The sequence below is a fragment of the bacterium genome (genome assembly GCA_035529855.1).
GTDB lineage: Bacteria > RBG-13-66-14 > B26-G2 > WVWN01 > WVWN01 > WVWN01.
In genome coordinates this window covers 32,106-54,197 of the sequence record DATKVX010000042.1, presented here as the reverse complement: position 1 = coordinate 54,197, position 22,092 = coordinate 32,106, and the positions used below count along the sequence as shown (strand labels likewise).

Annotated in this window: 28 protein-coding genes and 1 tRNA gene; 6 read left to right on the top strand and 23 right to left on the bottom strand. The window is 61.2% G+C overall.

The window, feature by feature from the left end; translation table 11 throughout:
• Positions 1-38: 38 nt before the first annotated feature.
• The 5 genes from VMX79_04075 to VMX79_04055 form a co-directional block, all read right to left on the bottom strand.
• A tRNA-Pro gene (locus tag VMX79_04075) sits at positions 39-112 on the bottom strand.
• 84 nt (positions 113-196) lie between these two features.
• Positions 197-556 carry a MerR family transcriptional regulator gene (locus VMX79_04070; GenBank protein HUV86270.1) on the bottom strand — a complete coding sequence of 120 codons (360 nt, stop codon included), beginning with the start codon at positions 554-556 and terminating at the stop codon, positions 197-199.
• Between the two features lie 18 nt (positions 557-574).
• Complete coding sequence (gene nadC, locus VMX79_04065) at positions 575-1,411, bottom strand: carboxylating nicotinate-nucleotide diphosphorylase (GenBank protein ID HUV86269.1); 837 nt, start codon at positions 1,409-1,411, stop codon at positions 575-577.
• Between the two features lie 12 nt (positions 1,412-1,423).
• Positions 1,424-2,371: a quinolinate synthase NadA gene (gene nadA, locus VMX79_04060; protein ID HUV86268.1), complete on the bottom strand. Its 948-nt coding sequence runs from the start codon at positions 2,369-2,371 to the stop codon at positions 1,424-1,426.
• Between the two features lie 7 nt (positions 2,372-2,378).
• Positions 2,379-3,503, bottom strand: a complete 1,125-nt coding sequence (locus VMX79_04055) for a CAP domain-containing protein (protein ID HUV86267.1) — start codon at positions 3,501-3,503, stop codon at positions 2,379-2,381.
• 80 nt (positions 3,504-3,583) lie between these two features.
• On the opposite strand from VMX79_04055, the gene coaE reads away from it, so the two are divergent.
• The 5 genes from coaE to VMX79_04030 are packed head-to-tail and all read left to right on the top strand — an operon-like array spanning position 3,584 to position 6,611.
• Entirely contained in the window at positions 3,584-4,225 is a 642-nt protein-coding gene (coaE, locus tag VMX79_04050) for a dephospho-CoA kinase (protein HUV86266.1), read from the top strand.
• Between the two features lie 6 nt (positions 4,226-4,231).
• The gene (locus VMX79_04045; GenBank protein HUV86265.1) at positions 4,232-4,609 is read left to right on the top strand and encodes a 6-carboxytetrahydropterin synthase; all 378 of its coding nucleotides are present in this window, start codon (positions 4,232-4,234) and stop codon (positions 4,607-4,609) included.
• Complete coding sequence (locus tag VMX79_04040) at positions 4,581-5,273, top strand: 7-cyano-7-deazaguanine synthase (GenBank protein ID HUV86264.1); 693 nt, start codon at positions 4,581-4,583, stop codon at positions 5,271-5,273. The genes VMX79_04045 and VMX79_04040 overlap by 29 nt, the downstream gene beginning before the upstream one ends.
• A gap of 55 nt (positions 5,274-5,328) precedes the next feature.
• Positions 5,329-5,889 carry a DUF366 family protein gene (locus VMX79_04035; GenBank protein ID HUV86263.1) on the top strand — a complete coding sequence of 187 codons (561 nt, stop codon included), beginning with the start codon at positions 5,329-5,331 and terminating at the stop codon, positions 5,887-5,889.
• Positions 5,883-6,611, top strand: a complete 729-nt coding sequence (locus VMX79_04030) for a 7-carboxy-7-deazaguanine synthase QueE (GenBank protein ID HUV86262.1) — start codon at positions 5,883-5,885, stop codon at positions 6,609-6,611. Before VMX79_04035 ends, VMX79_04030 begins: the two co-directional genes overlap by 7 nt.
• Positions 6,612-6,673: 62 nt before the next feature.
• Here the strand turns inward: VMX79_04030 and rimI are convergent, their stop codons facing one another.
• From rimI to VMX79_03980, 10 genes are all read right to left on the bottom strand, one after another.
• A complete protein-coding gene (gene rimI / locus VMX79_04025; GenBank protein ID HUV86261.1) occupies positions 6,674-7,111 on the bottom strand; it encodes a ribosomal protein S18-alanine N-acetyltransferase in 438 nt (145 codons plus the stop codon).
• Complete coding sequence (gene tsaB / locus VMX79_04020; protein HUV86260.1) at positions 7,108-7,749, bottom strand: tRNA (adenosine(37)-N6)-threonylcarbamoyltransferase complex dimerization subunit type 1 TsaB; 642 nt, start codon at positions 7,747-7,749, stop codon at positions 7,108-7,110. The genes rimI and tsaB overlap by 4 nt, the downstream gene beginning before the upstream one ends.
• Positions 7,740-8,204 carry a tRNA (adenosine(37)-N6)-threonylcarbamoyltransferase complex ATPase subunit type 1 TsaE gene (tsaE, locus tag VMX79_04015; GenBank protein ID HUV86259.1) on the bottom strand — a complete coding sequence of 155 codons (465 nt, stop codon included), beginning with the start codon at positions 8,202-8,204 and terminating at the stop codon, positions 7,740-7,742. Before tsaE ends, tsaB begins: the two co-directional genes overlap by 10 nt.
• A gap of 5 nt (positions 8,205-8,209) precedes the next feature.
• Entirely contained in the window at positions 8,210-8,734 is a 525-nt protein-coding gene (locus VMX79_04010) for a DUF4416 family protein (GenBank protein ID HUV86258.1), read from the bottom strand.
• Positions 8,735-8,812: 78 nt separating this feature from the next.
• A complete protein-coding gene (locus tag VMX79_04005) occupies positions 8,813-9,775 on the bottom strand; it encodes a carboxypeptidase-like regulatory domain-containing protein (GenBank protein ID HUV86257.1) in 963 nt (320 codons plus the stop codon).
• Positions 9,763-11,514, bottom strand: a complete 1,752-nt coding sequence (ptsP, locus tag VMX79_04000; GenBank protein ID HUV86256.1) for a phosphoenolpyruvate--protein phosphotransferase — start codon at positions 11,512-11,514, stop codon at positions 9,763-9,765. The genes VMX79_04005 and ptsP overlap by 13 nt, the downstream gene beginning before the upstream one ends.
• Positions 11,515-11,520: 6 nt before the next feature.
• Positions 11,521-11,790, bottom strand: a complete 270-nt coding sequence (locus VMX79_03995) for an HPr family phosphocarrier protein (GenBank protein HUV86255.1) — start codon at positions 11,788-11,790, stop codon at positions 11,521-11,523.
• 5 nt (positions 11,791-11,795) lie between these two features.
• A complete protein-coding gene (locus VMX79_03990; protein HUV86254.1) occupies positions 11,796-12,530 on the bottom strand; it encodes a PTS system mannose/fructose/sorbose family transporter subunit IID in 735 nt (244 codons plus the stop codon).
• A 41-nt stretch (positions 12,531-12,571) separates the two neighbouring features.
• A complete protein-coding gene (locus VMX79_03985; protein HUV86253.1) occupies positions 12,572-13,288 on the bottom strand; it encodes a PTS sugar transporter subunit IIC in 717 nt (238 codons plus the stop codon).
• A 4-nt stretch (positions 13,289-13,292) separates the two neighbouring features.
• On the bottom strand, positions 13,293-15,275 hold the full coding sequence (locus VMX79_03980) for an alpha-amylase/4-alpha-glucanotransferase domain-containing protein (protein ID HUV86252.1): 1,983 nt from the start codon (positions 15,273-15,275) through the stop codon (positions 13,293-13,295).
• On the opposite strand from VMX79_03980, the gene VMX79_03975 reads away from it, so the two are divergent.
• The gene (locus VMX79_03975) at positions 15,195-15,371 is read left to right on the top strand and encodes a hypothetical protein (GenBank protein ID HUV86251.1); all 177 of its coding nucleotides are present in this window, start codon (positions 15,195-15,197) and stop codon (positions 15,369-15,371) included. The two genes, VMX79_03980 and VMX79_03975, sit on opposite strands and share 81 nt — an antisense overlap.
• 11 nt (positions 15,372-15,382) lie before the next feature.
• Here VMX79_03975 and VMX79_03970 read toward each other — a convergent pair whose 3' ends face one another.
• The 8 genes from VMX79_03970 to rpoN all read right to left on the bottom strand — a co-directional run bounded on the left by VMX79_03970 (position 15,383) and on the right by rpoN (position 22,081).
• Positions 15,383-15,868, bottom strand: a complete 486-nt coding sequence (locus VMX79_03970) for a PTS sugar transporter subunit IIB (GenBank protein ID HUV86250.1) — start codon at positions 15,866-15,868, stop codon at positions 15,383-15,385.
• A 24-nt stretch (positions 15,869-15,892) separates the two neighbouring features.
• A complete protein-coding gene (locus tag VMX79_03965; GenBank protein HUV86249.1) occupies positions 15,893-16,315 on the bottom strand; it encodes a PTS sugar transporter subunit IIA in 423 nt (140 codons plus the stop codon).
• Positions 16,312-17,337 carry an HPr(Ser) kinase/phosphatase gene (hprK, locus tag VMX79_03960; protein HUV86248.1) on the bottom strand — a complete coding sequence of 342 codons (1,026 nt, stop codon included), beginning with the start codon at positions 17,335-17,337 and terminating at the stop codon, positions 16,312-16,314. Before hprK ends, VMX79_03965 begins: the two co-directional genes overlap by 4 nt.
• A 7-nt stretch (positions 17,338-17,344) precedes the next feature.
• Positions 17,345-17,803 (bottom strand): PTS sugar transporter subunit IIA, encoded by a 459-nt coding sequence (locus tag VMX79_03955; protein HUV86247.1) that lies wholly within the window; start codon positions 17,801-17,803, stop codon positions 17,345-17,347.
• Positions 17,804-17,864: 61 nt separating this feature from the next.
• Complete coding sequence (raiA, locus tag VMX79_03950; protein HUV86246.1) at positions 17,865-18,404, bottom strand: ribosome-associated translation inhibitor RaiA; 540 nt, start codon at positions 18,402-18,404, stop codon at positions 17,865-17,867.
• Positions 18,405-18,498: 94 nt separating this feature from the next.
• Positions 18,499-19,383, bottom strand: a complete 885-nt coding sequence (locus VMX79_03945; GenBank protein ID HUV86245.1) for a lipoyl synthase — start codon at positions 19,381-19,383, stop codon at positions 18,499-18,501.
• Between the two features lie 3 nt (positions 19,384-19,386).
• Positions 19,387-20,730 (bottom strand): NAD(P)/FAD-dependent oxidoreductase, encoded by a 1,344-nt coding sequence (locus VMX79_03940; protein HUV86244.1) that lies wholly within the window; start codon positions 20,728-20,730, stop codon positions 19,387-19,389.
• Positions 20,708-22,081, bottom strand: coding sequence for an RNA polymerase factor sigma-54 (rpoN, locus tag VMX79_03935; GenBank protein HUV86243.1), 1,374 nt, complete (start codon positions 22,079-22,081; stop codon positions 20,708-20,710). Before rpoN ends, VMX79_03940 begins: the two co-directional genes overlap by 23 nt.
• Positions 22,082-22,092 lie beyond the last annotated feature (11 nt).

Genomic DNA, 22,092 nt, shown 5'->3' with positions numbered 1-22,092 from the left:
AACAAAAGAGACTCCTCGCGGAGTCTCCTTAAACTTTTTCGGGGCGACTGGATTTGAACCAGCGACCCCCTAGTCCCGAACCAGGTGCGCTACCGGACTGCGCTACGCCCCGATAATCCGCGCCGGGCAATCGCCCGCCGCCTATTTATTATACTAAATCGGTACCGGATATGCAAGCGGTACCCCGTTCGGATGGCTACCGCTTGGCCCGTTTTTTGTCGCCGGCGGCGAGAAGGCCGAGCAATTTCTCGAGGTCTTTGCGGAGTTCGGCGACCATACCCCTGTCCTGGGCCGGCCGCCGGCGCGCGGCGGCGAGTTTCTTGCGGGCTCCGGCAATGGTATAGCCTTCTTCGTACAACAATTTCTTTATGGCCAATACCAAAAGGATGTCGGCCTTACGGTATGCGCGGCGGCCGTTGGACCGCTTCTCGGGCTTCAGCGTCGGGAACTCCGATTCCCAGTACCGGAGGATATGGCTTTTAAGGCCGGTGAGCGCCGAGACCTCGCCGATGGAGTAAAAAATCTTGTGGCGGTCGCTTAGAAAATCTTCGGCCATGACGTTACCCCCGGCGGCTTAAACCTCCACTTCCAGGGAGAAATCGAGCGCCGGCGCGGAATGGGTTAGCGCGCCTACGGAAATACGCGTCGCGCCCGTGCGGGCGTACGCCGCCACGTTCGACAACTTGACGCCACCCGAGACCTCTACGACGGCGCGGCCGTTTACGGCGATACAAGCGTCGCTCGCGGCGTCGGGGTCGAAGTTGTCGAGCATGATGACGTCGGCTCCGGCCGCTGCGGCTGCTTCCGCCTCCGCGATGGTTTCCACTTCGGCGTAAATCGGCACGCCGCGGCTTCGTTTCTCCTGCGCCCGCCTGATCGCCTCCGCGACGCCGCCGCATAACCTTTTATGGCTGTCCTTGACCATAATACCGTCGTAAAGGCCGAGGCGGTGGTTTTCGCCGCCTCCCGCCCGCACCGCGGCTTTCTCTAAGGAACGCAGGCCCGGCGTCGTCTTCCGCGTATCGAGTATCGTCACCGTTACGTTATCGGCGCGCGCGACGAACGCCGCCGTTAGCGTCGCGATGCCCGAGAGCCGTTGGATGAAGTTCAGCGCTACCCGTTCGCCGGCCAATATGGGGCCGGCGGGTCCTTGCAACCTCGCCACGGCCCGGCCCGCCGAGAATTTGCGGCCGTCCTCGAGCAGGGCGTTGAATATTACGCGGCGGTCAAGGGTACGGAAGACGCGGCGCGCGACGTCGATGCCGAACAGGACGCCGCTGTCGCGGGCGACGACCGCGGCTCGAGCCCGCTCCCCGCTGATGCCGAGCAGCGTCGTCGTAAGGTCGCCCGAGCCCACGTCTTCCTGAAGGGCCCGAGATACGACGTCATCCAAAGCAGATTCGGCCGGCACGGCCAACGCTCCTCAGTTCCCGCTTTCCCGCCCTATCTCCATCATGCGGTCTATCGCCCGTCGGGCGGGTTCGGCGATATCCGGCGGTATCGTTATCTCGTACTGCGTGTTCTTGAGCGCGTCGCGGACGCTCTCGAGTTTGGTCAACTTCATATTCGGGCAAACCGTTTCCTCGGCCACGGGCCAGAAATTTTTCTCGGGGCAACGTTTCTTGAGCGGGTACAACATCCCCTTCTCGGTCCCTATTATGAAGTCGGAGGCGTCCGACTCGGCGCAATATTTTAGCATGCCGCTCGTGGAACGCACGGCGTCGGCCAGCTCGATTACCTCCATCGGGCACTCCGGGTGCACGACGACTTTAGCGCCCGGGTGTTCTCCCTTGGCTTCCAGGACCATCTCCGCGGTGACGCGGGCGTGGGTGGGGCAACAACCCGGCCAGATTATCAAGTCCCGGCCTGTCATCTTGTGCACGTACGCGCCCAGGTGTTGGTCGGGGGTGAATATTATCTCGCGGTCCTCCGGGATGGAAGAAACCACTTTTACGGCATTAGCCGACGTGCAACAAATGTCGGTTACGGCTTTCGTCGCGGCGGTCGTGTTTACGTACGACACGACGACCGCGTCGGGGTGTTCCCCCTTAAGCGCTAAAACGTCCCCCGGCCGGACCATTTGCGCCATGGGGCAATTCGCATCTTGCTCCGGCAAGAGCACCGTTTTTTCCGGGTTGAGCAGCTTCGCCGTCTCGGCCATAAACCGAACGCCGCATAAGACGATGAGGTCGGCGTCGGTTTGGGCCGCGACCTGGGCCAGGCCCAAGGAATCGCCGACGAAGTCCCCTATGTCTTGCACTTCGGCGATCTGGTAGTTATGTACCAGGAAGGCGGCGTTTTCAGCCCGTTTCAACTGCGCCATCTCGGCGAGTACGTCGCTCTTGCGGTCGACGGCCGTGTCTACTTTCATAACGGCGTTATTCTCCCGGCGCCGTTTGGCAGAAAGCCTCCGCCAACGGGCGGTCGGCGTCCACTTTTAACCCGTGCGCCGTTTCGCCTCCGGTTACGAAATATATTTCGCGTAAGCCCGAACCGGCCAATATAGGGTATTTCGCTTTAAATTTTTTCCCTTTAATTTTAACGTCGTATTGGGAATTGCCGTCCGCTATCTTCAAGTTCCCCGCGCCGGTTAAAATCTCCCCCTCGACCTCGAGTACGTAAACCGAGGATTCATCGCGCGTTTGTTCCTCCGAGACGACGTCGAGGTCCGTTATCCCGGCGCTAAAGTCGAACGGCTTTTCGGGGTCGAATTCGGCCATAAAAAACCCCTTCATAGCGCCGTACTCGTTTGCCGGCCGGCGCGCGACGACCACTTTCCGCGGCCCGTCCGCGGTGCGAAACCATAGGTCGACGACTACCAAACCGTTTTCGGGTTCGAATATGTGCGTATCGACTTCGTCCAACCATACGCCGATAATGTCGTCGGTCTCTAGCGTCAAGGTTACTCGTAAGACGCCGGCGGTTTCCCGTTTAAGTTTAATTTTTTTAAATACGATGGAGCGTTTTGAAAAAACCTGGGTGCAGAAAAGCGTCCCCTCGTCGGAAACCACGCAGCCGATACCGGAGTGCGTAAAACGCCGGTCGAGGATGTTTTCCCGATGATATTCGCTCGCGAGCAGGAGTTCGGTGAGTTTGCGGCCTACCTCGTCCGCGTCGGCGGAAGGGGGCACGCTGTTCTCGGACGCCAGGTTCTCGGCGACCGAGATATCCGTCAAACCGGCGCCGTACACACGGTCCAAGGCATCCTTTAAACCGGGCGTCGGCGACTCGTGAGCGAAATAGTAGAGCCGCCTCATCTCGTCGGAATGCTGGCGGGCCGCGGCCGTCAAACCGTCGTCGAACGCAAGCGGGTGTAACCCCGCTTCTTCCCTGACGCGATTGACTTCTTTGAACATCGCTTCCTCGACTTCCGGTATCCCGTGGATTTCGGAAAACAGATCTCGCCGGAAGTCGGCGTCGTCCCCGGCGAACGACGCAGCAGCGGTCAAAGCCGGGACCGCGAACAGGCCGATAACGCGCCAATAAATCGTACGTTTCCCCACTTAAAGGATATTATCACGTAGTTATCATAAACGCAAGGAAAAAACTTGCGTTTCGTCCTATAAAATGTTAGAAATTATTGATGATTGCATCGGCTAAACCGCTGGTAGTCGGCCTCACCGGGGCCATCGGCGCCGGGAAGAGTACCGTCGCCGGGCTATTGTCGAAAAAGGGCGTCCCGGTTATTGACGCGGACGCGCTGGGCCGCGACGTTGTAAAGACGTCGGCCCGCGTAAGAGAAGGATTACGGGCCGCGTTCGGGCCTTCGGTATTCACCGCGCGAGGCGACGTCGACCGGGACGCTTTGGCTCGAGCGGCCTTCGCGTCCGAGGAAGCGGCGGCGCGACTGAACGCCGTCGTTCACCCGGCGTTGTGGGAACGTATAAGGCGCGAGTTGGCCGCCCATAAAAACGCCGACGTGGTTGTCATAGACGCCGCTCTTATAGTAGAATGGGGCTCGCCGTTACCCGTCGACTTAGTCGTAGTGGTCGACGCCCCCGAAGACGTTCGTAAGCGACGGTCGCGGGGCAAGTACGGCGAGGAGGATTTCTACGCGCGCCAACGCCGCCAATTCGACGAACGGCGCAAACTCTCCCGGGCGGACGTGGTCGTCGACAACTCCGGGTCGCCGGCGGAACTTGAGAAAAAAGTAGATATTTTGTATCGGGTTTTATTGGAAACCGCTCGTGGGAAGTCGCTCGAGCCTGGGCCGCTGGCTGTTTGAGAGGTTATGCCGTATCTAGTTAAAGTTGAAGGCCGCTTCGCCGCCGCGCACGCGATTCGCGGATACGACGGTTCGTGCGAGAGGATGCACGGCCATAACTTCACCGTAACGGCCGTCGCCGAAGCCGCGACGCTGGATGAGCTCGGGATAGCCGTAGATTTCAAAATAATGAGTAAGCACCTTAACGAGGTACTCGACGTTTTGGACCACCAGAACCTGAACGAGTTGCCCGCGTTCTCGAGCCGCAACGCCACCGCGGAAAACGTGGCGGCTTTCGTCTACGAGAGATTGGCGCCGAAGGTCGAAGCGCTGGGCGCGAAGTTACGCCGCGTCACGGTCGAGGAGTCGCCGAAATATGCCGCGTCGTTCGTCCCGGACCTATAACGCCGTAGTCCTCCTCTCCGGCGGCCTCGATTCCGCGCTCAACCTGGCGCTCGCCCGGCGCTACCGCGGGGCGGCGTTGGCGCTCACCTTCGATTACGGCCATCGCGCGGCGCGAGCGGAGGCCCGCGCGGCCCGGAAACTGTGCTCCTTCTACGGCGTCGATAGCCGCGTCGTTCCGTTACCTTGGTTCCGCGAGTTGCTCCCGCGCCGGCTGGCCCAAGCGGGCGCATCCCTCCCCTCTCGGCTTTCGGACGTGGATGCGGTTTGGGTGCCGAACAGGAACGGCGTCTTCGTGGCCGTAGGCGCGGCGTTTGCCGAAGCTCTCGGCGCGCCGGTGGTAGTGGTCGGCTTCAACGTCGACGAGGCGGCCTACTTCCCCGATAACTCGGCGGCGTTCGTGAAGGCCGCGAACGGCGCGCTTCGTTACTCCACAGCCGGCAAGGTTAAGCTCGTGTCGTACACGGCTTCGCTGGGAAAAGAGGCCATCGTGAAAAAAGCGGTTCGTCTCGGCGTACCGCTGAAATACGTATATCCTTGTTACGGCGAGGGCCCGCGGCCTTGCGGACGTTGCGCCTCCTGCCGGCGTACCGCGGCGGCGTTGGAAGCGGCGGGTTATCCCGAGCTACGCGCGGAGATATTCGGCGGCCCGTCGCGGCCGAAATGATTAACGGAAGTATTAACTTCGGGGCGATTTTGATATCGTCGACCGAGAGGACGACGTGGCGTCCGTAAAAACTTATTTCGAACGTACCGAGAGGCCTTACACCGAACTATACGGCCATTTCGCGCTGACGAACTTCGGCGTCGCGGGAGACGCCGTCGTCGCGTTCGTCGGGCCCTGCGACGTCCGGACGGAGAACCTCGTCGACCTCGAGGACGCGCGCGCCGGCGCGAGTATAGTCGCCGCGCGGATGTTGCATTTCGTCGTCGAACACTTCGGCCTGCCGCTGGCGGAAGCTATATGGCGGCAACGCCTGTTGGCCGCCATCGTCCTGGAGGAAGTGCGGCGGCGGGCGCCGCAAGCGCCGCTTCGGCGCGAAGGGGACGACGTCTACGCCGGCGACGGCAAGTTGACGGTCTCCATCGCCACGTCGTCGCCTACGTCGGCGATTATCCACTTCGGCGTCAACGTCGACGGCGCCGGCGCGCCGGTAGAGGTCGCCGACCTGAAGCGGCTTAACGTCGACGCCGAAGAGTTGGCGGCGGCCGTGATGTCCCGGTACGTCGACGAAGTGGACCGCTTCGTCGAAGCGCTAAGCAAAGTCAGGGGCGTATGCTGAAAGGATATATCGACGAAATATTCGTTAGCGTCCAGGGAGAAGGGCCGCTGGTCGGTACGCCGATGCTGTTCATTCGGTTCGGCGGGTGCCAGGCGGCGTGCGAGCACTGCGACACGCCCCGCGCGCGTACGCAGATGTCGCAATTCCCCATTCACGGCCCCAACGCCAGAGCCGTGGCCAACCCGGTGAAAGTCGTCGACCTTACTACCCACGCGGTGCCCCTTCTGCGGGGCCTACCTTTCCTCGCGATCACGGGCGGCGAGCCGCTCGAGCAACCCGGCTTCTTATCGCTCCTTTTGACGCGCCTTTCCAAGACGGGCAAACGCGTTTTGCTCGAAACCCGAGGGTACCATCACCGCGAGTTGGCGGAGGTAATACCGAGGGTCGACGTCGTCGCCGTGGACGTAAAGCTGCCGTCGTTCTCGGGGCGGCCCTTACCGGTCGCCGCGACCAGGGACTTCCTCAAGGTCGCCGGACAGAAGACGTGCTACGTGAAAGCGGTGGTGGGCCCGGATACGGGCGAGGGAGAGGTTATGGAAGCGGCCCGCCTCGTCGCGGACGTTAACGGCGACATCCCGTTCGTAATCCAACCCCGTAACGACGAGAAACCTCCTCCCCCGGGCGAGGCGGAGCGGCTGCTCGTGCTCACGGCCCAGCTCACGACGCTCCTTGCCGACGTCCGCCTTATACCGCAAATACATCGCGTACTGGGTTTAAGGTAAACGCAAACGAGTGGTTAAAAAGGCGCCCGTCGCCGGGCGCCTTTTGCGTAGTACGGTGCGACCTAAAGGTCCTTTAACATAACGTCGGCGTCTTCGCCGTCGAAGTAATAACGCGCCTGCCGCGCTACCTTTTTAAAACCGAATTTTTCGTAAAGGTTTACGGCGGCGCGATTGCTCGGCCGCACTTCTAAAACGACCCGGCGGCAGCCGCGACGGCCGGCTTCTTCGATCGCGTCCTTCACCATCGTCGCCCCGTATCCCCGCCGGCGTTCCCACGCCGCGACCGCGACGTTCAGCAGATGGGCCTCATCGGCGCAAATCCATAAATCGTAGTAGCCTGCCACCCGCCCCTCGAGCGATAAAATTTTAAACGTCGCCAAATCGTTCTCGATTTCGCCGTAGAGGGCGCGTTCGGGCCAGGGACAGGGAAACGCCGCTTTTTCGATGGCGCTTATCGCCGGCACGTCGCGCGGCTCGGCAAGCCTTAGCGTGGTTATCACACCTGCCCTCTTTTAAGGTAGTACGGCCGGAGGGTCGCGACGTCGTCGGGGCCGCGGCGTTCGAACGCCCGAGCGCCCAAACGACCCAATACCGCGGCGTCGGGCCAGACCTCGAGCCAACGGCCCGCGGGCCGCGCTCGACGGAGCCAGGCCGCCGGCGGCGACACCGGACCCGCGTATACGTCGTACGGTAAGGTCGCTAACGTAAGCTCGTCCCCTATGTCGGGGGCGAGGATTTCCTTCGGGTAAGGAGGCGCGCTGTCGTAGACGGCGTAAAAATAAAAACCGCCCCGCGCGTCCGACACCGTTACCACGGCGCCGTCGCCGGGCGCCGCGGATGCGACCGCCGCGAGCGAGGATATGGCCACGAGCGGAAGGCCGGTGACGAACGCCAAACCTTTGGCCGCGGCCATCCCGACCCTGAGGCCCGTAAACGACCCGGGCCCGCCGGCGGTTACTATCAAATCCGCTTCCGCCGCGGGCCAAGCTTCCTTCTCCAACTCCCGGAGCGCGGGCATCAAAACGCGCGATAAACGCCCCTCGGCGTCGATGCGGCGCGCCGCTTCGAAAGACGACGACGCGTCCACGAACGCCACCGAGGCGCGCGTGGTGGACGTTTCTAAAGCGACTACTCGCAAAATAGGCCCTCGAGCCGGCGCCGGAGCTTCGGCGCTACCGGCCCGTCCAACTCCAAACCTATCCGCCGGCGTTTCTTGTCGACGATTTCGAAATACAGTTTTATTAAAAGGGTGCCTTTACCCCAAAAGCGGGGCGGGAGGTGCGAGCTCCATTCCACGGCCACGATTCGTTTGTCGTCCAGGTAATCATCCCAGCCGAGGCCGGCGGCCTCCGTGGCGTCGAGCCGGTACAAGTCCGCGTGGACCAGCGGGCCGTACTCCCTCACGAGCGTGAAGGTCGGGCTCCGCGCCTCTTCCGTCGCCTTTAACCCGCGGGCCAAACCTTTCACGAACGTCGTTTTGCCCCCGCCCAGGTCGCCGTCCAATAGAAGGACGACGCCGGGCGGCAGCGTAACCGCGAGCCGTTCGGCGAGCGCCGCGGTCGCACGGGGGGAAGCGGTAACCACTTCTCGCACGGCGTCTACTTCCCCACCTCCCGCTGCAGCTTCAGGAGGTGCGACCGGAAAGGTTGGAACAGGTTGTCCTTCGCGGCTCTGTCGTAGTCGGGGTACGTCCAAGGCAGGGTCGCGAAGGCGCCGTCGCGATAGATGAGCTCGACGACGGCGTATATACCGCCGCGGAGGTAAACCGCTTGCGGCAGCGGTTTGGTAGTCGCGAGAACCAGTTGTAAAGCCGAGATGTATCCGGGGTCGAGGTTGACTCGTCTTTCGCCCGCTCGCCGCCATCGGTCTTCCAGCGCGACGCCGGCCAACTTGCAATCGGCGAGGGCGGACGCCGGGACAAGATGGGCGCCGGCGCACCAAAAACGTATAAGGCCGGGGCCCATTCCTTTCCGGTAGTAGTCCGTAAAGTCGAAAGGTATGCGGTCCGTCTCTCGCGCGGTCTCGAAGATTTCGTCGTTCGCGGCCCGGACGACGTCGTCGAGCGATACGCCGGCCGCTGCTATTACGCCTAAAACCGGAAGGACCGCGGGCTCTTTTCCCATATTGCATAAAAGGCGCGCCGTCCGACGCGCCCGAGCCGGCCGCGGGGACGCGGCGCCGACACTATATTATAAATTATATCACTTATTCGTTATAAGATAATTGAAGACTTGGATAGCTACCCGGCCGTGGCCATATTGCTTTCGCCAATCGAACGTGCTGAAAGCGACGAAGCCGCGGCCGTACGCGAAGCCGATGAGCAGCGGCGCGTTGCCCCGCGTGCCGGAGGAGGTCTCGACGTCGCCGCTGACGAAAACGGTACCGGTTGTATCGTCCGGTATGGCCCAATTGCCCAGGTCATACTTTAATCGCCACTTCGAAATCGTCGCGTACTTTCTTAAGTCGGCGTCGACGAAAACCCCATCCACGTCTTGCCCCGGTTTGCCTATCTCCGGGTCGGCCCGCCAAGTAACCTTCCCCGGCCACGCGGCTTTGAGGAACGGCCACGCTCGGTCGGACGTTATCAGTAGCCCTCCTTCTTCGACGAACGAGCGCAGGTTCGTTATAAAGGCCTCCTCCTGAGCCGGCGTCAGGTCGACGCCGCTGTTCAAGCAAAGTATGTCCGCGTCCCGCAGGGGGTTTTGGTTTCCGGCGAAGGCCTCCGCGCGTACGGTTTTATACAGGTAGCCGAGGTCGGCGAAGAGCGCTCCCATATCGTCGTAACGGCCCGGGACGTTAAAGAAGGTGCCGACTCGAGCCGGAGCCAGCAGCACTTCGACGTCGGCGGCTGAATAACCGTCGACGACGTCGACGTGGAAGCCGGTTTTTAAAAAGCCGTTCGGTGAGGTCACGTTGATGCGGTATAACCCGTCCGGGATACCCGCTATCGCGAAATAACCCGTCGCCGACGTAACGGTTTCGCCGTAGTAGCCCCCCGCCTTGAGGTCCGCAACGACCACTTCGGCGCGGTAGGCCGGCGTCCGACCGTTGGGGGCATAAATATTGGCCGCCACGCCTTCGACTTTACCTAGAAATAGGTTGCTGCGGCAAGCCAGCGCGGCCAGCAATAACGTAATATAGAGCGTCTTTTTTACCATTGGCATCGGAAAGCCGGTACTCCCATCTCGGCCAGCTCCCGGGCTAAAAACGCGCGAATCTCCGAAGCCGACGTCATCCGGACCGCCTGCTCGGCAACGTAGCGCGCGTCGACGTACCGGGCGGTTCTTAAGACTATTTTAATATCGGGAACCGAGGCCGGGCTCGCGCTGAACTCGTCGAAGGAAAGGCCCAGTAAAAGTATAGCCGCTTTGGGGTCGGCGATCATTTCGCCGCATACGCCCACCCATATGCGGTTGCGGTGGGCCGCGTCGGCGGTGGTTTTTATAAGTTTCAATACCGCGGGGTGAAAGGGCTCGTAAAGATAGGCGATCTTTTCGTTGCCCCGGTCGACCGCTAAGGTATATTGGATCAAGTCGTTAGTGCCCAAGCTGAAGAAGTCGCACTCCTGGGCCAATAGGTCGGCGTCGAGCGCCGCCGACGGGACTTCGACCATGATGCCCACTTCGAGCGCCTCGTCGACAAAACGCCCTTCCCGCTCCAGCTCGCGCCTGACGTCCGCGAGAATCTCTTTGGCGGCGCGCAACTCCCCCACGTCGGAGATCATGGGGAACATAACTTTTATTCTTCCGTACGCGGTAGCCCGTAAGATGGCGCGAAGTTGCGTCCGAAATATATCCTGGCGTTTCAAACAAAACCGTATCGCACGTAAGCCGAGGAAGGGGTTGAGCTCGCGCGCCACTTCCGGAAAGGATAAAAACTTATCGCCGCCGATGTCGATAGTCCTGATAATGCAGGAGTGGGGGAAGGAAGCCTCCGCCGCTCTCCGGTACGCTTCCAGCTGTTCTTCCTCGGAGGGGAGGTCGCTCCGGTGCAGGAACAAGAACTCCGTACGGTAAAGGCCGATGCCGTCGCAGCCGTGCCGTCGTACGGCTTCCAGTTCCGGCAAAAGCTCGATGTTTGCCGAAAGCTCTATCCGATACCCGTCGAGCGTCGTCGCGGGGAGCTCCGCCAGGCGGGCGCGACGTTTTTTTTCCTCCAGCAATTCGCGCGTTAGCTTCTCATACCCCGCCGTGACTTCGTCGCTCGGGCTTACGATAACGCGGCCGCTTATGCCGTCCACGACGAGGTTGTCTCCCGCGCGGACGTAGCCGACTACGCCGCTGGCGCCCACTACCGCCGGCACTTCCATACTACGAGCCATAATCGCGGTATGGGAAGTCCGGCTCCCCACTTCAGTCACGATCGCGCGGACTTTATCGCGCGGCAGCGCGGCCGCGTCCGAGGGCGGCAGGTCGTGAGTTACGAGTATCGAATTCTCGCCCAGGTCCTCGAACAAGCGGTAAGCCACGCCCAGGAGGTTCATTACGACGCGGTTGCCGACGTCGCGTAAATCCACGGCGCGTTCTCGGAAGTACGGGTCCTCCATAGCCTCAAAGACTCCCAACATATCGTCGAGCGCCGTTTTGAACGCGTACTCGGCCGATACCTCCTCTTCACGGATCTTTTCTCGGGCTTTCTCGGTCAACATCTCGTCGTCCAGGACTAACATATACGCGTCCAATATTTCGGCCCGTATCGACGTCTCGTGTTTCTTGACCTCGTCCCGCAGCGACGCGAACTCGTCGCGCGTAAAGGCGAGGGCCCGCGCCAGTCGCGCTTGCTCCGCTTCGACCTCGGCGGGGGATATCTTACGTTCCTCCACCGTAAGCTCGCGCGGAGCTACGACGAACGCTCTACCCAGCGCTACGCCGCCGCTTACCGGAATGCCCGAAAACTCTTTCACGTCAGTTCAGTCGAGGGTCCCGTTTTCCAAAAACGATTTGAGCTGTTCGCACGCCCGTTCTCCGTCCGGGCCGTCCGCCTCCAAGTAAACCGTTTCGCCCCGGGATATCGCCAACATCATGACTCCCATGATGGATTTACCGTCGACGCGTTCGCTGTTCTTCTCCAATATTATTTCGGCCTCAAACTTACGGGCCAGTTTTACGAACGACGCCGCGGGCCGCGCGTGCAAGCCGTACTTCTGCCGAACCGTTACCTTTTTCCGAGTCGCCGCCATATTACTTACGCCGTTATCGCTCCCACGACCGTCGCGGCCGCGGCGACGATGTACCAACATAACCCCGGCCTAATCCCCAAGCTCTGGACTATTACCGAAGCGAACACGGCTATCCCTACGGCCGCCGCGGCTCCGTAACCTCCTAAACCGGCATGTGCCACGCGCCATATTACGGCCACCGTGAATGCCCCCAGAAGAAACGACGCCGCGATTTTTACGCCCACGGCGAAACGAGGTAGGCGGAGCATTTTAAGATAACTCGTTACCCGGCGACCGAGCCTCAAACCCACGTGGAAGAGCTTTACCCTCGTCCAGAAGTGGAAGACGTTATATACGGCCAGCGCCGAAATCGCGCCGACGAAGGCGTAGCTCGGCAGAGCGCCGTAAAAAACGAGCGCCACCAAAGCCGCCGCCGGCATCAAGCCGGTCCAGAACAGGTCGTCGCCCAGCGCGCCCAACGCCCCCATCATAGCTTTCTTTATATGCGCGACCTCGCCGTCCACCCCTTCGCCGCCGCGCAGCTCGACGTGCGCTACTACGCCCAGGATACAATTCGCGAAGTACGGCTGCGTATTAAAAAAGGACAGGTGTCTTAGCACGGCCTCGCGCCGCTCTTCGGGCGTACGGTATAACTTCTTTATCACCGGCCATAACGCGAATAAAAAGCCCAACGACAACATACGCTCGAAGTTGTTCGTAGCCTGGATGAACAGCGAGCGTATCACCATCTCCGCGCGCATACGACGCGGTAACGAAACCTCGGCCGGTTGTTTTGTACGTCTCATATTACGAACGCGAATATGGCCGCGACGGCGGCCGCGACGGCCGCGCCGACGCCGAAGGCCGCTATGTTTCGGCCTTTCCAGTACACCTTCAACGCGGCTCCTATGCCCACGGCGGGCGAAACGGCAAACGCGAACGCCAAACCTCTATACCAGCTCGGCGTGAGGTGTTTTAGCGTCAACGTTAGTATTATCGAACCGACGAACGTCGCCGCGAGCAATAGAAAAAAGTCTTTCAGGAAAAAGTTAGCCACGCCCTTTACGACCGCGCCGCCGAGCGCGAGCGGCCTCCCGTCCAGCAGGTCGTTCTCGCTCCGGTGCAGGACCCCGACGTTACGGCTTTTTATCCAAAAGTCCAATCTACCGGCTAACACGCCGACCGGTATCGCGAGGCACGCCGCGGCTACCGCTCGAGCCGGCAAAGGCGCCGCCCCCGGCCCGGCTAAACCCACCGCGGCGATAGCCGTAATCGGCGCGCTCGGCGGAACGTACGCGCCGACGGGGATTTGACCCAACCATAAGAGTTGGAACGTCAAGGCTACCCAAACGCCCAATAACGGCTCGCCGACTATGTAGCCCACTAAGACGGCGCCTACCGCCGGTTGCGCCAACATGAATTGCCCCACGGCAATATTATCCAACCCCAAGAGAGCGCCGACGAATGCGACGCAAATCGCCCGTTCCGCGCACGCCAGTACGACGGACCCTTCCAACATACGCTCAGCTAACCTTCAGCGCGACGCTACTTTCGAGGCTGCTCACACCCGCGGGTAGCCGCCGCCAAAAGAAAAAAGATGAGCCTTGGTAAATTTTTTCGAGGCCGCACTCCGAGCGATTGACGGTATATATCGGCGCGTGCCAAAGCGCGTACGCGGGCTCGAACGCTATAACCATTTCCCATTCCGCGAGGCGGTCGGCGATTACGAACGCCTTATCGGCCCGAGCCCCGAAGACGTTATTACACCCATATATTTCCCGGCTTCTAACAAACGCGTGGTCAGGCGATTCGGATTTAATATTTAAAGTCAATTCTACGCCGAATATCGAGGTTTTGGGCAATTCCGTATTGATTACGTAGTTTAGCGTGAGACCCCGCTCGGCCAACGATATTGTTTTATCCAAGCCTAATATCCGGACGTCGCCGGCCTCTATCGCGCCGCCGACGCGCCATGCGCCGCCGTTTCGTACGGGTTTGCCCCACGAGAACGGAACGAACTCGCTCGCGCCCTCGGCCGCGTACGCCTCGGCATCCGTCTCGCCGTCGAATAGGCGTTCCAGAAACAGCCTTTTAAGATGGCGGTCGTAAACGAGATAACGTTCGAGGCCGGATTCCTTGGCGCCGCGCGGCGCATGTATCGTCTTCGCCCCGCCGGCGTCGTCGCACACGGTGGCCGCCAGGTCGTCGTGGTAAGGTTCGGGCCGCCTGGCCGGAACGTCGGTCAAGACGACCGGCGGTTCGCGGCGGGTGAACTCCACCGCCGCTAAACCCCGCGAACTAAGCACCGCCACGACGTTTTCGTTTTTCAAGATGATTTCAACGACGCCGTCGGCGTCCAAGTCGCCTACTTCTTCGCTCTCCAACGTCCCTAAACAGCGGTCGAGCATCGCTTCGGCGCGGACGAGCTCATTTTTAACGCCTCGCCGAATATGCGGCAGGTAGAAGCCGCCGAAGACGCCGTGCCAATAGGCGTCGTTAGCTTCCGCCCGCCACAAATGGCGTCGGACGCGCTCCGCTTCCGCGGCCGGCAACCGGTCGTTCTCTTCTACGCGCCGACTTACTTCCTGGACCCGCTTGTGGAAGAAATTTACTTCGGGGTACTTCTGGAAAAAGGAACGAAACCCGCTTCCCGTGACCAAATCGCCGTCGGCGCCGTCGGCCGCGAAGTCGGGCCCTAGTCGTTGGAGGCGTCGTTGTGTACCGGTCGGCAGCGCCCAGCGCGTCATCTCGCGGTACGACGTTGCCGGAAGGTACGCGGGGCCCGCGGCCGGTACGGCCGCGACGGCCTCACCCAACGTGGCCGCGCGGAGCCAATCGTTATGTTCCTCCAACGCCCCGAAGAAATCGTCCAACCAACCGTCTTCGTAACAGAGTTTATAAGTCCCCGGCCACTCGCCGAACTTTTCCCCGTCGTCGGCCAGGCACGCCATTTGGGCGCCCGTCTCGTATAGTTTTCGTAGGTAGCCCACGACCTCGTTTACGGGCGCGAACGGGACCATATACCGCAGCCGTTCCGAAATCGGGCACGTCGTTAACGTCGCTCCCTGGTGTTCGGCCAACCACGGGCGGTCGAGTCGGTCCGCGGCTATCCCGGCGGCGCGGAAGTGCCAATCGTCCAAGGCCGCGAAGCGCACGCCGACGTCGGCCAGTATCCGCGGGACGTGCGGTTCGTAAACTCGTTCGGCAAGCCACATTCCCCCGACCTCCGCGCCGAAAACTTTCTCCAATTTGTCGACGTACGCGACGATAGAACGTTTGACGTCGTGTTCGGGCGCGACCGGTGCGAGAGCCTCGTAATACGTACCGGCCAGTATTTCACATTGCCCCCTCGCGACCATTTCGCGAATCGACGCTACGGTATGCGCCGCCTCGGCCTCCATCCACTCCAGCAAGGCTCCGGATATGTGGAGCGAGAACTTGACGAGAGGATGGCGCTTCGCAGTTTGGAAAAAGGGTCCGTAGGCACGTTCGTGAACGCGCGCCACGACCTCCGGGAAGTTGCCGAACGGTTGATGGTCGTGGACGGCGAACGCGAAGACGAGCCGCTCGTCCCGCTCCCCGAGTCCCGCGTTTACCGCTGAAACCCGGCCGTTCATAGGTCGCGCGGCAGCTTCGAAATGACCTCTACCGGCCGGGCTTGGGGTACCATCTGGAAGTAAACCCGGACATTACGGGCCGCGAGTTCGCAAAGCGCCCGGCAGTCCTCTTCGTCGACCGATAAACCTTCCATGATTTGCCGTTTACCCGGGCCGAAGTGCATTCCGCCGACGTTTAACTTCTCGATTTTAACGTTCATATCCAGGAGGCGGAGGGCGTCGGCCGGCGTTTCGAAAAGTACGATGGCGGAGCGTTCGGCGAAAGCGTCGCCGTTGAGCTTCGCCGCCGCTTCCCGGGGCCGGAGTACTTCCACTTTGACGTCCGCCGGTGCGCCCATCTCCATCATCGTGCGCGCCAATTCGTCGTCCGCTACGCGGTCGCTGCATACGAGGATCGAATTAATTTTAAGATAACGCCCCCACCCCACGACGACCTGGCCGTGTATCAACCGGTCGTCCACCCTGTATAAAAGAACGCCCATTTTTTAGCGGACGGTCGACCTCGGTTAACGGAGTTTTTCGGCCAGTACGGCTCGAACGTCGACGATGGATTTCCTGCCGGCCTTAACCATTTTGGCTACTAAGTCCTTAAATTCGTAGAGGTCGCGGTCTATGGACGCTTCCAGAACCATGGGGAGGTTAACGCCCGTTATAACGGCGACTTGTCCCGGTTCGCTCTCGCTCACGAGCCGCGCTGCGACGTTCGAACAGGAGCCGCCGAACATATCGACCAATACGAGGATTTGTTGGGCGCCTCCGCGCTCGAGCTCTCGCCACGCCGTTTCGATCTCTCGCTTCAGGTCGTCGAGGTTCTGGTCGTTGCGCAGCCCCACCGCCCGGAGCAAGGGTACGCGCCCCATAATCATAGCCACCGAATTTATCAGCTCCTCGGCTAACGCGCCGTGGGCGACTATCATAATCCCGGTCATACTTTTCCTCTTTTGCGTAACTCGTAATCGGCCGCGATCTCGGCGCGTAATTTATCGTTGAAAACCCGGGCTGCGTCGAAGCCGTAACGTTTCAATAGATAGTCCAACGCCGCTACCTCCACGAGGGACGAAATGTTTTTGCCCGGTACCACCGGGATAACGATAAAGGGGGCCTCGACGCCGAGGATGTTGACGACTCGTCTGTCGAGCCCCGTGCGGTCGTACTCCTCCTTGGGGTTGAGCGGTTCAATTTTCACGACGAGTTCTACGTTTTTTGACGTGCGTACGGCCCGTATGCCGAACAGTTGCTTGACGTTCAGTACGCCCAGGCCGCGGATTTCGATGTGTTCCCGGATATTCTCCTTGGTGTCGCCGACGAGCTCCCCCGTTATGCGACGGCGGACGTGCACTACGTCGTCCGCTACGATGCGGTGGCCGCGGGCGATTAAATCCAGGGCGCATTCGCTTTTACCCACCCCGGCGGGCCCTAGAATAAGGACGCCGACGCCGTAGACGTCGAGCAGGTCGCCGTGAAAGGCCAAGCGGGGCGCGAACTTGTCGCGAAGGTAATCCGAGAGGAGCGCGATTACGTCGGTAGTCCGGCGCCGGGAGACGGCTACCGGTATACCCCTGTTACGCGCCGCTACCTTTAACGCCGGCGGCGGCCTTCTCCCGCGCGCCACGACGAAACACGGTAGGCCTTCGAACGAAGTGATTTTTTTAAAAATCTCGGAGCGCCGCTGTTCATTTAAACTAGCCAGGTACGAGAGCTCCGTCATACCGAGGACCTGAACCTGGCGGTACGAAAACCGGTCGAAGTAGCCCGTGATGGCCAAACCGGGCCGGTTGATTTCCGTACCGCGGACGTGCCGGTCGAAGCCGCCGTTATCTTCGAGGGAGGATAGCTTAAGGGTTTTCTCCGTCTCGATGAGCATTTCGCCGACCTTAACGCCGACGGGCGGCTTCGTGCCGCCCAGAGATAATTCCTCGACGTTGGCCGTTTCCTTTCGGCGTTTCGCCATCGGGGGATTAAACCTCTTCCTCTTTAATCACCGCCAGTACGTCATCCGACGTTTTCGCCTCCAAGAGCCTCTTGCGGACGGCTTCCTTCTTTAAGAAGCGCGAGAGCTTGGCCAGCGCCCGCAAGTGCTCGCTATCGGTGGGCGCGCACAGGAGGAAGAACAGGTGTACGGGTTTCTCGTCGAGCGCTTCGAAGTCGATGCCCTCCGAGGAGCGGGCGAATACGGCAACCAATTCTTTTACGATGTCGGGATGACCCTGGCGGGGGTGCGGTATCGCGGCGCCGTTCTCGAATCCGGTACTGCACAGGTTTTCCCGCTCCCGCACCGCTTTTAAGATCGCTAATTCGTCGCTTATTTTGCCGGTCCCGGCGGCGAGCGCGACGAGCTCGCGGAGGGCGCCGTCTTTATTCTGCGCCTCTATCTCCATTTTTATCCCGCTGGGGTCGACGAAATCCGATATCTTCACGGCGAAGCCACCTCACATATTTGCTCGCCCGAACGGCGGATTATCGGCACGGGTACCGGTGCTAAGGTTCTATCAGGCCGATATTGCCGTCGCGGCGATGGTAAATGACGTTTACCTCATCCGTCTCCGCGTTCTTGAAAACTAAAAAATCTCGACTCATAAGGTCCATTTCCATGACCGCTTCCTCCACGGTCATGGGTTTTACCGGTATTCTATCTACGCCGACTACGACGCGAGTGTCCTGTTCCCCGGCCATAGCGCGGTGGTCGTAAACCGTCATGACGGCTTCGTGGGTTTTTCCGGGACGCGCCGCTCGTCGGCTCTGGATCCTACTGCGGTATTTCCGTATCTGCTTTTCTATCTTGCTGCAGGCCATATCTATGGAGGAGTACATATCGGCGGTGTTGCCTTCGCCCCTGATCGTCAAATGGTCGGCTGCGATAGTAATCTCGGCGATATGATGGTACCTCTCGATCCTCAGCGTTACGACGGCGTCCTGGACATCTCTGAGCCTTTTGGTTATTTTGTTTATCTTTTTCTCGATATAATTTTTCATCGCGTCCGTAACGTCGACGCGCTTCCCGGTAATCTGTAACCCCACGTATGCTACCTCCGACTAGTAAGTAATATTAAGGCAGCGGAGCGTGAAAACCGACCCACCTCGCACGTAGTTTACCATAACCGCGGTGTTTTTTTCAAGAAGAGCCGGATTCCCCCCGGCCGTTTTTTACGCGGCGATAGATATTCCCGGCCCGGTACGAGGAGCGTACGTACGGGGCGCACGCCGCGGCCGAGAAACCCATGGCTCGCGCCGCCGCCTCCAGTTCCTTAAAACCCCGCGGGTCCCAGAACCGGGTTACCGCTAGTTGGTTCCTGGTCGGCCTGAAGTACTGCCCTATCGCTACTATCGAAACGCCGGCCGAACGCAAATCCCGCAAGACGGCGTACACCTCATCCTCTTCTTCGCCCAGGCCCACCAGTAAAGCCGATTTCGTCAATACGCCGGATTCCGCCGCCCACGCCAACACCTCGAGCGAACGCTTATATTCGGCTCCCGGCCGAACGCCGGGGTACAGGCGCGGTACGGTCTCGACGTTGTGGCCAAAAACCGCTATGGGCGCCGACGACACGAGGTCGACGGGTCGGCGCGCGCCGGCGAAGTCCGGGGCCAATACCTCGACGTCGGCGGAGGGCAACGCCGCGCGGATGGCTTCGACCGCCGCACGTATGTGTTCCGCCCCGCCGTCGGCCAGGTCGTCGCGGGTGGTAGACGTCACGACGACGTATTCCAGCTCGAGCGCGGCCGCGGCCCGGGCGACTTTTTCTGGCTCCCGCGCGTCGAGCGGCTTGGGCCCGGGCGACACCGAACAGAACCGGCAGTCGCGCGAACAGCCGGGCCCCATAAGCAAAAAAGCGGCAGTTCTGTCCTCCCCCATACAACGGCCGCGGTTCGGGCACCGGGCCTCTTCGCACACCGTATTCAGGTTCGCGACGGCGCGCCGCGCCGGCCCCCGGCCGACGCGTTCGGTTACGGGCCGCCTAAGCCACGCGGGAATGCGTTCGCTCTCGTGCGTATGCACAGCTTAAGGCTTGTGCGTGGCCAAGCCCTGCCAGTCCTCCAACGCTTCCGCGACCAACTCGGCGTACGTCGGGTGTACGGCTATGAATTCGCCCAGCTCGGCTACGGTCGCGTTGCACGCCATCGCCGCGGATACGATTTGGACGACTTCCGCGGCGCCGTGGCCAACGACGTGGGCGCCCAATATTTTTCCGTCCTCTTCCGCGGCCAGGACTTTAAAGAAGCCGTCGACGAAGCCGTCGGCGCGCGGGCGCCCGAGCGCGCGGTAGTCGGCCTTCCCCTCGCGCGCGGCGACGCCGCGTTCTCGGGCCTGGCTCGCGTTCAGGCCCACGCCGGCCGCCTCCGGCTCCGAGAAGACGGCCCAGGGTACGCGGTCGTAGTTCATCTCTTTGCGGCCGCCCAGCATGTTCTCCACCGCTACCAGGCCTTGCCGCGTCGCGACGTGCGCCAACATCGGGCCCCCGGCCGCGGCGTCGCCCGCCGCCCAAATACCTTCGGCCGTGGTCGCCATCGTGGGGGTCGTTTTAACGCGGCGACGTTCGCTCTCCACGCCCACCGGGCGGAGCTCCTCCTCTTCGATATTCCCCTGCCGCCCCACGGCGACCAGCGCCCGTTCCGCCTCGAGAACGCGCCCGTCGGCCAGATGGACGGCGACGCCGTCGCCGCGTTTTCCCAGGTTCTCTACCTTAGCGCCCACCATTACCCGGATGCCGGCACGTTTCAAAAGGCCGGCGAGGCGCCGCGCGACGTCCGCGTCGAGCCCCGGGAGCAGCTGCGACATCATCTCCACCACGGTTATTTCTGCGCCGCGACGCCGGCATATAGCGGCCCACTCGAGCCCTATGGCGCCGCCCCCTACGACGACGAGGCTTTTAAAATCCAGCGGCGAATCGACGAGGTCGTCGCTCTCCAGGACGAGCCGGTGGTCGACCGGCATCGCCGGAAGGGACAGCGTGACGGAACCGGGCGCGTACAATATCCCCTTCCGCGCTCTTAAAACCGTCTTCGCGTCGCCCTCGACGACGACCTCGCGGTTGCCCGCCAGGCGGCCCCGTCCCCGGACGAGCTCCACGCCTCGCCTTTGGAATAGGAATTCGATTCCGGCGACGAGCTCGCCGACCAACCTGTCCTTATCGGCGACGGCGTCGCTCCAGGAGCGAGTACCGGCGGCGCTGCGCCGGCAGTAAAACTTCGTCGGGATGCAACCGACGTTAAGGCAAGTCCCGCCCAGCCGGCCTTCCTCTATTAAAACGACGTCGGCGCCCAGGCGGGCGGCGCGTATCGCGGCCGGGTAGCCGGCGGGGCCGCCGCCCACGACGACTACGTCACACTCTCTTCTTTCTGCCATATTTGCCCGGGATTTTTAACCCTCGGCGGTACTTCGCGACCGTCCGCCTCGCGACGCGAACGCCGCTTTTGGATAGCTCCGCGGACAGTTCTTCGTCCGATAGGGGTGCGTTCTTGTCCTCGTCTTCGATAATATCTTCCAGCACGGCTTTAGCGCGTTCTACCGATACCGAGCCCTCGGCCGCCGAAACGCGTCCGGTGAAGAAGTACTTCAAGAGGTAAACGCCCGGGGGCGTATCGGCCACTTTTCGGGCGACGGCGCGGGAAACGGTGGAGACGTGGAAACCGACTTGCTCCGCGACCTCTTCCATCGTAAGGGGTTTCAGGCCGGGTTCGCCGATGAGCAGGAACTCGCGTTGGCGTTCGAATATGGCGGCTACCACCCGCTCGAGCGTACGCCGCCGTTGGTGCAGCGCGCGTATGAACGACGCCGCGGCCGTCAAACGGTTCTTCAAAAAGCGAACGGTTTCCTGGTCCGGGTCGCCGTCGCCCGCCAGCAACGCGCGGTAGCGCGGGCTTATATACAACCGGCCTACCCTGTCGTCCATTAGCGTAATTTCGACGTTTCCGGCCACGAGCTCGAGGCGAACGTCGGGGATTAGCGACGGGTTCGTTTCGCCGCCGAAAGCCCTGCCCGGGCGAGGCTCGAGGCTCGTGATGAAATCTATGGCCTCTTCGACTTCGGCCGGCGATACTTTGAGTCTCGCGGCAAGCTTCGCCGGCGAATCGGTCACGGTTCGGTCTAAATACTTGTCTATTATCACCCCCGCGAGCGGCGGTGCCGCTTCGCCGGCCTCTTCGTACTGCAGAAACAGCGCTTCTCTAAGGTCGCGCGCACCCACGCCCCGGGGCTCGAGCTTTTGGACGATTTCGGTCAGGACCCGTTCCGCGCTGCTCGCCTTAACGCCTATTTCTTCAGCGATGGAGGCGATGGGCACCCTTAAATATCCGTCGCGGTCGAGCGCGGAGATAATGTACGCCGCCGCTTCGAAATCGGAGTCGCTCACGCCCGATACTTCGAGCTGACGGACGAGATTCTCCGCCAGCGTAACGGGGGGCTCCGCGGCCGCCGCGAATTGGTCGAACTCTTCCTCTCTCTCGTTAAAATAATCGTCGCGCGACGCGTTCTCGAAGTAATCCTGCCAGTCGATATTCTCCACGCGCTCGCTGAGCGACGGCCGCGGCCTCTCGGCGGCGTAAAGGCCCGGTTCCCACTCTAAAACGGGGTTGGCCTCCAATTCTTCTTCGATAGCGCCCTCGACTTCCAGGTTGTTCAACGTGAGGAGGCGAAGCGACTGCTGGAGCCGCTGCGATATGATTTGGCGTTGTTCCAGTCTTTGGGTGATTTTCATATCGACCGCTT